This window comes from Campylobacter hyointestinalis subsp. lawsonii (genome assembly GCF_013372165.1).
Classification (GTDB): domain Bacteria; phylum Campylobacterota; class Campylobacteria; order Campylobacterales; family Campylobacteraceae; genus Campylobacter; species Campylobacter lawsonii.
In genome coordinates this window covers 584376-598543 of sequence record NZ_CP053828.1, presented here as the reverse complement: position 1 = coordinate 598543, position 14168 = coordinate 584376, and the positions used below count along the sequence as shown (strand labels likewise).

General features: G+C 34.0%; 11 protein-coding genes. 1 reads left to right on the top strand and 10 read right to left on the bottom strand.

The window, feature by feature from the left end:
• Positions 1–56 precede the first annotated feature (56 nt).
• Positions 57–1484 (top strand): type I glutamate--ammonia ligase, encoded by a 1428-nt coding sequence (glnA, locus tag CHLWT_RS03020; protein ID WP_063998466.1) that lies wholly within the window; start codon positions 57–59, stop codon positions 1482–1484.
• A 37-nt stretch (positions 1485–1521) separates the two neighbouring features.
• Here the strand turns inward: glnA and CHLWT_RS03015 are convergent, their stop codons facing one another.
• The 10 genes from CHLWT_RS03015 to CHLWT_RS02970 form a co-directional block, all read right to left on the bottom strand.
• Entirely contained in the window at positions 1522–1971 is a 450-nt protein-coding gene (locus tag CHLWT_RS03015) for a hypothetical protein (RefSeq protein ID WP_111999927.1), read from the bottom strand.
• 121 nt (positions 1972–2092) lie between these two features.
• Positions 2093–2581: an ankyrin repeat domain-containing protein gene (locus CHLWT_RS03010; protein WP_111999928.1), complete on the bottom strand. Its 489-nt coding sequence runs from the start codon at positions 2579–2581 to the stop codon at positions 2093–2095.
• 84 nt (positions 2582–2665) lie between these two features.
• Complete coding sequence (locus CHLWT_RS03005; RefSeq protein ID WP_111999929.1) at positions 2666–4099, bottom strand: catalase; 1434 nt, start codon at positions 4097–4099, stop codon at positions 2666–2668.
• Positions 4100–4662: 563 nt separating this feature from the next.
• Positions 4663–7059 (bottom strand): endopeptidase La, encoded by a 2397-nt coding sequence (gene lon / locus CHLWT_RS03000; protein WP_111999930.1) that lies wholly within the window; start codon positions 7057–7059, stop codon positions 4663–4665.
• A gap of 8 nt (positions 7060–7067) precedes the next feature.
• Complete coding sequence (locus CHLWT_RS02995; RefSeq protein ID WP_063998471.1) at positions 7068–7715, bottom strand: outer membrane protein assembly factor BamD; 648 nt, start codon at positions 7713–7715, stop codon at positions 7068–7070.
• Positions 7716–7804: 89 nt separating this feature from the next.
• Positions 7805–9628 carry an ATP-dependent DNA helicase RecG gene (recG, locus tag CHLWT_RS02990; protein ID WP_111999931.1) on the bottom strand — a complete coding sequence of 608 codons (1824 nt, stop codon included), beginning with the start codon at positions 9626–9628 and terminating at the stop codon, positions 7805–7807.
• Positions 9618–10841, bottom strand: a complete 1224-nt coding sequence (locus tag CHLWT_RS02985; protein WP_111999932.1) for a M16 family metallopeptidase — start codon at positions 10839–10841, stop codon at positions 9618–9620. Before CHLWT_RS02985 ends, recG begins: the two co-directional genes overlap by 11 nt.
• Positions 10842–10851: 10 nt before the next feature.
• On the bottom strand, positions 10852–12297 hold the full coding sequence (gene pyk / locus CHLWT_RS02980) for a pyruvate kinase (RefSeq protein WP_063999006.1): 1446 nt from the start codon (positions 12295–12297) through the stop codon (positions 10852–10854).
• 63 nt (positions 12298–12360) lie between these two features.
• Complete coding sequence (locus tag CHLWT_RS02975; protein WP_111999933.1) at positions 12361–12597, bottom strand: hypothetical protein; 237 nt, start codon at positions 12595–12597, stop codon at positions 12361–12363.
• A 217-nt stretch (positions 12598–12814) separates the two neighbouring features.
• Complete coding sequence (locus CHLWT_RS02970; protein WP_111947918.1) at positions 12815–14161, bottom strand: FAD-dependent oxidoreductase; 1347 nt, start codon at positions 14159–14161, stop codon at positions 12815–12817.
• Between the last annotated feature and the right edge of the window lie 7 nt (positions 14162–14168).

The window sequence follows — 14168 nt, the reverse complement described above, 5'->3', positions numbered from 1 at the left end:
TTAAAATTTAAATTTTATGGTATAATTTCCAAAATCTAAATTTTAAAGGAGCCGATATGGGCAAATTTGTAAATAATGTAAAGGAATTTTTCGAATTTTGTAAAGAAAATGAAGTCAAATTTGTAGATTTTCGTTTTACGGATCTAAAAGGAACTTGGCATCACGTATCTTATAATATAAAAGCCGTGAGCGAAGATTCATTTAACGGACTTCCATTTGATGGTAGCTCAATAGAAGCTTGGCAACCGATCCATAAATCAGATATGATGCTAAAACCAGACGTAGAGACTGCGTTTTTAGATCCATTTACTGCTGATACCACTATCATAGTAATATGCGATGTTTATGATATATACAAAGGTGAATTATACGAAAAATGCCCTAGAAGCATAGCTAAAAAAGCGTCACAATACCTAAGGGATAGCGGTATAGGCGACGTTGCTTATTTTGGCCCTGAAAATGAATTCTTCGTATTTGATAATGTTCGTATCATCGACAAACAAAACTGCGCAATGTATGAAGTAGATACCGAAGAAGGCGAATGGAATGACTCTAAAGAGTATAGCGATGGCTACAATACTGGTCACCGCCCACGTGCAAAAGGTGGATATTTTCCTGTTCAACCAGTAGATAGTATGGTTGATCTAAGAGCTGAAATGGTAAATGTACTTGAGCAAGTCGGGCTTGAGACTTTCGTAGTTCATCATGAAGTCGCTCAAGGACAAGGCGAGATAGGCGTCAAATTCGGTACTCTTGTAGAAGCTGCGGATAATGTTCAAATTTATAAATACGTAGTAAAAATGGTAGCTCATTTAAATGGCAAAACAGCTACATTTATGCCAAAACCACTTTATGGCGATAATGGAAGCGGTATGCACGTACATCAAAGTATATGGAAAGATGGTAAAAATTTATTTTATAAAGCAGGCGAATACGCAAACCTTAGCGATATAGCTCGTTGGTATATAGGAGGAGTTTTAAAACACGCTAGAAGCGTAGCTGCATTTACAAATCCTAGCACAAATAGCTATAAGAGATTGATCCCAGGCTTTGAAGCCCCAAGCATTCTAACTTACTCTTGCCAAAACAGAAGTGCAAGTTGTCGTATTCCTTATGGTGCAGGTGAAAAAAGCGTTAGAGCAGAATTTAGATTCCCTGATAGTACTGCTTGTCCATATCTAGCATTTAGCGCTATGCTTATGGCCGGACTTGATGGTATAAAAAACAAGATAGAACCAGTCGGTCCTATGGATGAGGATCTGTTTGAACTAACCCTTGATGAGATCAGAGAGCGTGGCATTGAGCAACTTCCTCACACTCTAAGAGGTAGTCTTGAAGCGGTCATTCGTGACAACAAATACCTAAGTGGCGTAATGAGCGAGTTATTTATAGATACATATCAACATTATAAATTTGAAACTCAAGTATGGCCTTATGAGCAAAGACCAACTCCATTTGAGTTTAAGACCTGCTACTCTTGCTAGAGTAAATTTGGCATATCCATCGATATGCCAAAACACTTTATATACTATATAAAAGGGATTTTAAACTTCCTTTTTCTAGGTTTTTATTCTCTTTTTGCTCTGCTAGTTCTTTGATACGAAGCTTTTCAAGTAGCTCTTTTTTATAATTATCCAAAGCTTTTTCTATACCATCAAGTGCTTTTGTTTTGCCTTCATCGCTTAAATTTTCTACATCAAGTGCTGACATAAGCTCTTTTCTTTTTTCTTCTAATCTAGCTTCTATCTTTTCTAGATTAAAAGCCATAAGAAACGCAGCAGATCCAAGCTCACTTAGTTTGTTTGCAAACTCTTCTGTGTCTGTGATGCTTGTAATATCGCTGTCTGAGCTATTGCTTTGTTTTAAACTCTCTAAGAGTTTTTCAAAATAATTATCTTCATCACTGCTCTGTTTTGATGAAACATTACTACTTAAGCTCATACCAAATAAAACATCATTATTTACTTGCATTTTTTACTCCTATATGATAAAAATAATAAGCAAAAAATATTCCTTAAAATAGAAAATAAGTTAAAAAAACGTAATATTAAGTAAAGAATTTAAAGCCACATAAACGGCTTTAAATAAGGCATTAAAGTGCTACTTGCGAATTAGCTTTTTTACTAAAAAGCTTAATAAATTTTGCGCTAATTATTTTTAAAATACTTCTTTTTTTGCTTTTGCTTAGTAAATAAGAAGCGATCTTACTTCTACCAAACATTATAGCAAAACTATATGGAGTTAGCCCCATTCCGTTATTTGCGTCTATATCGGCGCCATTTTCGACTAAAAGTTTTGTCATTTCAAGATTGCCTTTAAAGCATACCCCAGCAAGTGGAGTTTGACCTCTATCGTTTCTCTCATCTACTCTAGCACCCTTTTGGATAAGCATTTTTGTAGTTTCAAATGATCCATTATAAGCTGCTAACATAAGCAAACTATCGCCTTTATGATTTTTTAAATTTGGATTAAGTCCTGCGTTTATCATCTTTTCAAGCTCACTGCACTCATTATGCCTAGCAAAATCAAAGGCATATCCGCAAAGCTCTTCGTATCTTTTTTCTTCTTCTAGTGTTATCATTTTCTATCCTTATTGTAAATTTAAATTCCATTTTTATGATACTTAAATTTACAATATCTCCCCCAAATATGAGGGAGTGGTTTATCATTTAGCCAAAGCCGCTTTAACGCCTTTTGCGTATTCTGGGTCTATCTGCTCGAAGTGAGAAATCGCTCTTTGGATTATCTCATCTTTTACGCCTTCCATACTCTCAGCAATATTTGAGTAAAGTCTATTTTTTTCATCAGCTGGAAGTATCTTGTATAAGGCTCTTGGATCTGTGTAGTAATCAGCATAATACTCTCTATGGTTAAATTTTTGCGCCACATCGCCGATCGCTAGATCAGGCTCAGCAAATTTAGCACTCTCTACTGGCCCACCAAAGCTATTTGGCTCATAATAAGCGTGTGGCTCTTGTTTGTAGCTACCATTATTCATAGCACCGCCAACATAGTAGTTATTAACTTCTACGACTGGTTTATTGACTGCTAATTGTTGATAATGCACGCCTATTCTATATCTTTGAGCATCTGGATAGCTGAAAATTCTAGCTTGTAGCATTCTATCTGGGCTATATCCGATACCTGGGACTATATTGCTTGGGCTAAATGCTGCTTGCTCTACTTCGTTAAAGTAATTTTCAGGATTTTTATTTAAAGTCATCACACCAACTGGTATTAGTGGATAGTCTTTGTGTGGCCAAATTTTGGTTAGGTCAAATGGATTAAATTTAGCATTATTTGCTTGTTCTTCGCTCATAATTTGAATTTTAAAATCCCATTTTGGAAAGTCTCCTTTATCAATCGCTTCATATAGGTCTCTTTGGTGGCTCTCTCTATCTTTTGCTATTATTTTAGCCGCTTCTTCGTTTGTTAGATTTTTGATACCTTGGCGAGTTTTGAAGTGAAATTTAACCCAAAATCTCTCACCTTTATCATTTATAAGACTATAAGTATGAGAGCCAAATCCGTGCATATGACGATAGCTAGCAGGAATTCCACGATCGCTCATAAGGATAGTTACTTGGTGTAATGTTTCAGGGTTTAAAGTCCAGAAGTCCCACGCTGCGTTATTTGATCTTAGATGAGTTTTTGGATCTCTTTTTTGAGTATGAATAAAGTCTGGGAATTTCATACCATCTTTTATGAAAAATGTCGGTGTGTTATTTCCTACTAGATCCCAGTTGCCCTCTTTTGTATAAAATTTGATAGCAAATCCACGCACATCTCTTTCAGCATCAGCCGCACCAGCCTCACCAGCAACTGTTGAAAAACGGATGAAAAGTTTGGTTTTTTCGCCTTTTTGTAAAACAGAAGCCTTTGTAAATTTAGATATATCCTCTGTGATCTCTAGCTCACCATAAGCTCCACTACCTTTGGCATGGACGGTTCTTTCTGGGATTCTCTCTCTGTTTTGGAATGCAAGTTTCTCAATCAATTGATAATCTTGAAGTAAAACAGGCCCCCTAGCACCTGCTGTTAAACTATTTTGGTTGTCAGCTATTGGATTACCACTAGCAGTGTTTAATAAGTTTGCCATATTTTTCCTTTATTAATAAAATTTATTATTTAAAAATTATAATCTTTAAATAATAATAATTTTTAAATGAAGATAAATTTTATTGATTGTGTTTTTGTATCTGTAGTAGTAAGCCAGTATAGCTAAAGTGGAAATTGCTACTGCATTTTTAGAATTAAAATCGTTGTTGTATCCTAAATCTTTCTGTGTATATAATGTTCCGTTTTTAAATAGATTTTGCAAAGCACTTCAGCGTCCAACTCCATCATAATATCGATATTAAAAGCGGTATTGTTATTATCAAGTATTATAATCATCAATTTTGAAAGCAAAAAAGATTAAAACTAAGCTTAAATATATCATTTTTAAGTATGCTTTCTAAGTCGATTTGGCTATTTTTTCTTTATTTAATCTATACCGCATACTTTTAACCCCCAAAAATCAGCACTAAAACTTAAAACAATATCATATAGATAAAACGCATTTTTCTAGGTTTTGTTAAATTTATAACTATTACTGATAAATATAAGTATATTAAACGCCTTTTTAAAGGCGTTTAAATTTGGATATAAAACTGCTTTTGTCTATCTTACTAACGCGTGTTCTAAGACGTCATTTATAGTATCAACTGGGATTATCGACATATTGTCTTTGACCTCAGCTGGGATCTCGTCTAAATCTCTATCATAGTTTTTACGCGGTATCAAAGCCGTTTTGATCTTTGCTTTGTATGCAGCTATAAGTTTTTCTTTAAGCCCACCTATAGGAAGAACTTTTCCGCTTAAGGTTATCTCTCCAGTCATCGCTACATCGCTTTTTACAAATTTATTACTCAAGATTGAAGCTATAGCGGTACTCATCGTGATACCAGCACTAGGTCCGTCTTTTGGCGTAGCACCCTCAGGGACGTGGATATGAAGATCATAAGCGTTATAAACTGCTATCTCTTTACCTTTATCATCTTTGAAATTTAATGTTTTTGGTATGGTTATGGTTTTGTTATCTATCAATGTTTTTATAAGGCTAAAAGCTATTTGTGCTGATTCTTTCATCACGTCGCCTAGCTGACCTGTTATTTGCAAACTGCCTTTTCCACGTATTTTTATGGCTTCTATCTTTAAAACATCTCCGCCGACACTAGTCCATGCAAGTCCATTTACTATACCGATTTGATTTTTCTTATCTACGCTGTCTATCTCGTAAATTTTTTTCTCTAAGAACTCTTTTAAATTTTTAGGAGTTACGCTGACTTTCTCACTCTCTTTTAAAAGAATTTTAAGTGCGACTTTTCTTAAGATATCTGCTATCCTTCGTCTTAAATTTCTCACTCCGCTTTCTCTTGTATATTCTTCAATAATCAAATTTAAAGCGTCTTTTGTGATGCTAACTTCACTTGGTTTAAGACCGTGTTTTTTTAGCTCTTGAGGGATAAGATACTTTTTTGCTATCTCAAATTTTTCTTGCGGAGTATAGCTATTTAGTTGTATAAACTCCATCCTATCCCTAAGTGGTGCTGGTATCAAAGATATGTCATTTGCCGTAGCTATAAATATAACTTTGCTAAGATCTATATCAAAATTTAGATAATAATCTCTAAATTTAGAGTTTTGCTCTGGATCTAGAATCTCTAGCAAAACAGCAGTAGGATCGCCTTTATAAGATCTTGCTAGTTTATCTATCTCATCTAGCACAATTACTGGGTTCATACTTTTAGCTTCTATAAGCCCTTGTACTATACGTCCTGGCATAGCTCCTATGTATGTGCGACGATGACCTCTTAGCTCATTTACATCTTCAAGACCGCCTAAAGCTATACGTACAAGCTCTCTTTTTAAAGCTTTTGAAATAGAGTTTGCAAGGCTTGTCTTACCCACGCCAGGAGGCCCTACAAAACATAAAATAACACCGTTATTTGTCTTACTAGCAAGGCCTCTTAGTTCTAAAAGTTCTCTAAGCCCAAAATACTCTACTATACGTCTTTTTGGTTTTTCAAGTCCATAATGATCACTACCTAGCTGAGTTTCTACGTCATTTACGCCAAGCTTCTTTTTAACCAAACTTCCAAATGGTACGTCCAACGCCCAGTCAAGATATCCGCTAGTCATACTAAACTCAGATCCATCAGGATGCATACGAGAAAGCCGATCTATCTGTTTTTTGATCTCCTTATAAGCATCTTCTCCCATATATGGTTTTTTAGCTTCTAGCTTATCTCTATACTCGCTTATCTCTTCTTCTTTGCTACTATCGCCGCCTAATTCTTTTTGTATCTCTTTTAACTGTTCTTTTAAAAAGTATTCTTTATTTACCTTATCAATTTTAGAATGAACTTTTGTTTTTATCTCTTTTTGGAGTTTATAGGCCTCTATCTCTTCTATGACATAATCAACTATCTTTAGAATTCTATTTTCTAAATTCTCTTCGATAAAAAGAGTATAAGCCATACTTTTTTTTAGCCTTAAACTGCTTAGTATAAGATCACAAACCCTAGTTGCTTCCATACTTTCATCTATAGTTTTTAGAAGATCTGGCGGGAAAAAATGGTTTAAAAGACTTAAGCTTTTAACCTTTTCTCTTAAAACACTCAAAAGTGCATCTACTTTTTGAGATGATGGTCTTTGAACATCAATAACATCAACAGTAGCTATCATAGGATCTACGCTTACTCGTTCAGTTATCTTACCTTTTAAATTTCCTTGAAATAAAATTTTTACTCTACCATCTGGAAGCTGTACTTTTCTCATAACACTTCCTATAACTCCAGCATCATAGCAAGCATCAAAATCTCTTATAGTTTCATTTTGCGGTTTTGATGAAACGACTAAAATTTGACTACCTTCTTGCAAAGCCACATCAAGAGCTTTTAAATTTTGCTCATCGTTTAAAAACAATGGAGTTATCATAAAAGGATATAAAAATAGCTCATCTTCTACTATAACAGGAAGATTTGACGGAAATGTTTTAGAACTCTTTATCTGCATTATTTCTCCTATTCAAAGGCTCTCATATACCAAGGGAGCGTAGGCTCTATCATATCTACGCCATTTAGTGGCGAAACATCTAGCTTCTCTTTGTAAATAGTAGCTGATTCTTGTCTGTCTGTCCTATCATATAGGCTATAAATTTGCGTATCTAAATAATACTGCGCAAGTTTGAACTTAACAAGCATAGTTTCAATGAGCGGTCTGTACTGGGTAGCCGGATAGTTTTTTAAAAAGTTTTCTATCGCTTCTATACTATCTTGCATAAGCTTTTGGTTGCGATTTGGTTTTGAAAATGAATCGAAATTTGCTTTTATCTTCATATAGTTTGCAAACTCTATCTTCTCTTTTGTGCCATATCTTCTTATATATTCATCAAGATAAGCATTTGCCGTTTCGTACTTCTCGTCATTTACATTTGCTTGAGCTAAGATAAGCAACATTTGCTCTAAAAGAGGAGACGATATATGCTCACTAGAAAACGATATATAATGTTTATCCGCTTCTTCTAAATCCGAATTTTGTATATCTTTAAGAATTTGCGAATACCACTCTTCTGGGCTGAGATTGTAAAGCTCAGCATCGTTTTTGTTGCCGCAACCGACAAAAACAAACAAAGATATTATTATTAATGCTTTTTTAAGATATGTTTCCATAAGTTTCCTTTTTTTATTGTTTATATATTTTACTGTAAATTTGATAACTACTCAATAAATCAAATGCAATTTATTTAAATTTAGCTTTTTTATTCACTTAAATTTGACTTTTTAAAAAGCGAGAGTCTGCGTTTAGCCTCTATAGTTATACTCTCTTCCATATCATAATACTCAAAAGTAGCGCCGTGCTGAAGTCTGCCATCTAAAATATCCCCTGCTTGTCTATTTTTAAGATCTATCTCAGATACTAAAAATCCATCAAGAGTAGATGCAAATTCCTTTAGTCTTGGCGGTATATTTTTAAGTTTAGTATAAAGATAGCACCAACCTTCTCCGCCATTTCGCCCTACTCTGCCTCTTAGCTGATGAAGAGTGGCAAGTCCTAAAAGTTCAGCTGCTACAATGACTATCGTACTAAGTCTAGGAAGTGATATACCAACTTCAACAACCGTCGTCGTAAGCAAGATATCTCCATGTTCTTTAAAATCTTTTAGAACTTCATCTTTTAGCTTATCTTTCCCGTGAGTTATGAAAATATTTTTAAATTTAGACATCCAAAAAGAACTAGCTTCACTTAAACTTTGATAGTTGCTAACTTCGCTAACCTCAACCAAAGGATATACGATGATAGCTTGCTTACCAGCTGAAATTTGAGCTTTTATATGAGACATTAAAGAGTTAAATCCATCGTTTTGAATCAAAATCGTATGGATATTTTTCTTAAATGGTATCTCTTTTAAAAAACTAAAACTGACTAGTTCTGAGCGGATAAGACTAAGTGTTCTAGGGATCGGCGTAGCGCTAAACTGCAAAAAATGAGCTTTAGTAAGAGTGCTTTTTGTAAGTTCGTCTATCTTTTGACGCTGATTTGAGCCAAATCTATGCTGCTCATCAACCATTACTAGCGGAACTTTAGGTAAGCTTTGATAAAGCAAAACGTGCGTTCCTATGATCAAATTTACTCCTTTAAAATCACTATCTTTTGCACCTTTTTTGACTAGCATCACGTTCATAAACTCAGGTAACAACCTTTTTGCCTCACTATAAATTTGTTCAGCCAAAATGCTAGTCGGCGCCATTAAAATCGCTGTTTTTGGATATACCATAAGAGCAGCTCCTAAGATAACTAGAGTTTTTCCGCTACCCACATCTCCCATAACAACGCGTTTTGAAGCCTCACCCTTTAAAAAATCGTTTTTTATGTCTTGCAAAGCATTTATTTGGTCATTTGTAGGCTTAAAAGGAAGTGAGCTTATCCAGCTTGTAATGTCAAAAATATCAAATTTTTCAGCTTTAAAATTTATTTTTTTACCGTTAAGCTTTTTCATATAATTATAAATTTCTATAAATTTAAGTATATTTACAGCATTTTTGTCTTGTTTTAAATTTGATATAATATTTACGCTCTCAGAGCTGTTTTCGTGAATTTTTAAAAGCAAATTTATCTCATTTTCGTTTAAGCCTTCATTGCTAAGATTTTGATGAGTTACATATTTTCGTATCAGTTTAGCAAGCTTTGAGTCTTGCATACTTGTTTTATAGTGTGGCAATATAGAGCCTATTTTAGTGACGACTTTTGGATTTATAAACTGCCAACTACCATAAGCATAGACTGATCTTGCATTTATAAAAATGATCTTTTTACTTCTAAAAGTAGAGTAGTGCCATGGTTTGGCATTAAAAATCACAACTCTTACTTCTACGTTCCAAGTAATACAAAAAGCAATCACACTTAGCATAGAAGCACTTCTTTTGCTAAATTTGATCTCTATTTGGACGGTATTTATACCTTCATTTGGTCTGTCTTTGATGCTTAGATCATCATAACTTTTAGGAAACCTAAGAGCGAGATCTAGCAAAGAGCTTATGCCTATATCTTTAAGCTCTTTTGTGTCGCTAGTTTCAAATTTCATTTGTGATTATGGCAAATGATTGATCTAATATCTCTTTGTGAGAGAGGATAAAATCGTTGAGCGTTTTTAACTCAAGATTTTTGATTTTTTCTAAATTTTTATCAAATTCACCGAGTTCATAACCCATATAATAGTCATTTTGAGCTATATCCAAACGCTTAAAAAGCGTCTCTTTGCTAAGCGGCTCACTACCTAGCAAAAAACTCTTAGCAGCGTCAAGCTCTTTACTTGTTACGCCAAATTTTACAAATTTCTCAAGCTCACTAAGCACCACTTTTACTGCTTCATCTTTGCTTTCATTTTTTGTTTGCAGATATCCCATCGCCGAAGTATTTGATAAATTTAAAAAATTCATTATATAAACAGAGTATGCCAAGCCTCTTTTTACACGAATTTCTTCCATAAATCTAGAGCCAAACCCGCTACTTCCTAGTATAAACATAGCCACGTTAGCCATAAATTTTTGCTGTGGTGGCACATTAAATGGAGCCCCAAAATACACGTAAGCTTGCTCACTATCTTTTTTTATAATCTTCTTTTGCTTAGAACTACTTGTAACAATCTTTTTAAGCTCTCTTTTTTCACCTAAATTTAGAGGCTCTAGTAAATTTATAAAATCAGCAAAATCAAATCTAACATCTCCACCTAATACTAAAAATAAATTTGATATATCTAAATTTGAGCTTATAAAATCTCTGATATCTTCTAAATTTATAAGCTCTACGCTACTTTTAGTGCCGATGCTAGGATCTGCTAGGTTAGAGCCTTCAAAAAGAATTTTATTTAGCTCTATTTTTGCTTGATAGTCAAAGTCAGTAGCATTTGCTGCTATATCACCTAGAGTTTGAGCTTTTAGTTTTTCTAGTGTTTCTTCAGTATAGTTTGGATCTTCTAAGAGCTCTTTTAAGCTATCAAGGGCAAATTTAAAATACTCTTTTAAGCAGTCTATCTCTATAACAAATGTTTCAAAACCAGCAGATATGTTTAGATACACAGCTCTCTCATCAAGGCGTTTATAAAACTCATTTACTCCAAGTTTTTTAGTTCCCTCACTTAAAAGCTCAGCGCACATAGAAGCAAGACCGGGCTTTTTGTTTTGTATGCTTCCAGCTACCTTAAAAACAAGCTTTAAGCTTACTAATGGCAAAGTATTGTCGTATTCGTAAATAACTGGAACAGAAATATTTTTGATATTTAATTCTAACTTTTCCAAACCATCTCCGTTATATAGCAGCGTCTAAATAATAATCTATTTGATCTTTTTTAAGTATTCTTATAAAATTTGTGCTTCCTATAGCTCCTGTTGGATAACCAGCAGTCATTATATAGGTGCATTCATCACTTATAAGACCTTTTTTATAAAGCCCTTGAATCACATTTGCAAGTAAGATATTTAACCTACTTTTTTGTACGACAAGTGAGGGTTCAACACCCCAAACTATAGTCAAGCTTCTAGCGGTCTCTTCATCGTGAGTCACAGCTATAATATCCATATTTGGACGATTTCTAGCCATTTTAACAGCACTTTGACCTGAGCTTGTTATAGACACTATAGCACAAACTCCTATCCTAGTAGCTAGTCTTGAAGTCGAGCTTGCTACCATATCTGTTTCATCTGTAAATGAAAACTCATCAAATTTACCATAAGGATATATCTTTTCGCTCTCTGCTATTGTTGCGCTCATTGCTCTTACGACTGCGACTGGATTTATACCAACAGCACTTTCTTCGCTTAGCATAACTGCGTCAGTTCCATCTAAAACTGCGTTTGCCACGTCGCTGATCTCGGCTCTTGTTGCGCTTTCATTTTTTGCCATTGAGAGCATCATCTGAGTTGCTGTGATGACTGGCTTATTTGCTTCATTTGCCTTTCTTATGATACTTTTTTGGATAGATGGTACTTTGTAATAAGGAACTTCTATACCAAGATCGCCTCTAGCTATCATTATACCATCGCTTAAGCAGATTATTTCATCTATATTTTCAACTGCATCAAATTTTTCTATTTTGGCAAAAACTTTAGCGTGTCCGCCAAATTCTTTTATAAGATCTTTGGCTTTTTGCACATCTTTTGCATTTTGCACAAAGCTAACTGCTACAAAATCCACACCATTTTTTGCACCCCACTCTAGATCTTTTTTATCTTTGTCTGTGATGACTTCGATATTTAGCTTTGTATTTGGAAAATTTACGCCTTTATTTGAATTTAAAACTCCATCATTTTCTACAATCGTCTCTATTTGATCTGCTACTTTTATGACTTTAGCTCTGATCATTCCATCATATAGATATATATACTCGCCCTCTTTTATAAGGCTTGAGATTTCAGGATGATTTATACTAAGTTTATACTCATTTTGAGAGACTTGAACTCCGATAATATCATCTTTTACAACTATAAGTTTATCTCCGGCTTTTAGTTCAAACGGATTTTCAAGCTTTCCTACTCTTATCTTTGGCCCGCAAATATCTTGCAAAATTCCAAGTCTAATGCCTAAATTTTTTTCAGCTTGTCTTACTTTATCAAGAGTTGATTTATGGTATTCGTGTGTTCCGTGAGAGAAATTTAGTCTAAATACATTTACACCCTCTTTTGCTAACGCCTCTATAGTCTCCAAACTATCACTTGCAGGGCCGACCGTAGCTACGATCTTCGTTCTTTTACTTATCATAGAATTTTGCTCCTTGTTTTTTATTATAAATTATAACAAATTTAAATAACAATTTGGTTGCTAAAACTGCTTTTGAAATATATAAAGCACCTTATTAGCAAGATGATCGCTAAAAAGATTTACGTTTAGTCTTTTTACTTGCTTTAAATTTGATACTTTTGATAGTTCTAAAATATCTTTTGAAGTATAATAATGCTTGGTTATATGAAATACAGAACTTTTGTATAAATCGCCATTTTTTGCAAAATAAATAAAATCAAGCATATTTTTATCAAATTTAGCATCGATGTCTTGCAATGATCTGGACGTATAGACTTGCAAATTTCAAGTATCTTAGGACTTTTATCGCACCCTAAGACATTAATTTTAGGAGTTAAAAGAAATCTGCCATTTTCACAACCAAAATCAAGGCTTTCATAAGAGTATTGTGCATCATCATTCCCTTCTTTGTATAAATCTTGGTTTATATAAAGACTACTCTTATTTTGTTTATCGTTATTGTTCAAATTTAATCTTAATCAACCAGCTCTTGGTTAAATTTCTCTTCATTAAAGTTTTTATTAAGGAATTTGCATATTTCTTTTACGTCGCGTTCTGCATTTCCTAAGCAGCTAGTAGCTCCTGGACTTGGCGTCATATTAAAGATAATGCCTTTTTCAGTATTTATACTAGCCTCACCGAGCATTAATTTTTTCTCTGTTTTATTTAAGACTTGAGGTCTAACTCCGCCAAACCCTCTTGCGTAGTAAATATCGCTGACTTCTAGACTAGGGACGATCTTTCTAGCATCTTTTACAAATAGTTTTTTATTTAAATATGGAACTTCAAACATAAAATTTCTAAGAATGTAATTTCTAATCTCGCTATCTTTTAGCAGATCATAAAATATCTTAACTATGTCGCCATCAAAATTTAAAGTCTTACAAAAATCCATAAAACTTCTATAAGTGCCATGATATCTTTCTAGTTTTGGCAGAGCAAGAGCAGTTGGTCCAAAACGAGTACAACCATCTGCTAAGATATCAGGATCTCCGTGCAAAGCAGCAAAAGGTAATTTTGGATTTTGCACCATATAAACCTTGCCGTTTAGAAGTTTTTGTTTTGTTAGATAAAAGCTTCCTGCCATAGGCAAACAACCAAAATTTAAACCATACCCCATTCTGTGAGCTAAAAATAGTGAGTGAGCACCGGCATTTACCACAACAAAATCAGCACTTATAGAAAGCCCATTTTTTGTGGTTATGTAGAATTTATCTCCGACTTGATTTATATCTGTAACTTCGCTATTTAGATATAAGTCGCACTCTTTACCCTCTTTTCTTGCATTATCTACAAACGTAGATGTAAATGCTCCAAAATCAACAGTAGTATAAACACCACTTTTAACGCCCATACCTACTACATTTTCGCTTCTTTGATTTCCGTTTTTGTCGTAAATAATTTTAGGTTCTATCTTAGCTAACTCTTCTTTGTCGTAGAATTCTATATATGGATATAATGGCTTAAACTCTTCGTAACGTTTTTTTATGTATTCTACTTCGCTATCACCGACGCCGATAGCCATTTTTTGACCATCAAACATATATTTGCCTTGAAGATTATGCTGAATACCATATTTTACAACCATTGCAGCTGTTCTTCTGACTTTACTAGCTTTCTCAAAAGTATAGTTAGTTTCTATATCACCGCAATGTACGGTTTGAGAATTCGCAGTTCCTTTTGAATTTAGTGTTGCAAGTCCGCCGTATTTTTCTATCAACACTAAACTATTTATATCGGTATATCTTGCAAGCTCGTATAATAATGCCGCACCGCTGATACCGCCACCTACTATGGCGACTTCATAATGCTTTTCTTTCATGATTTTG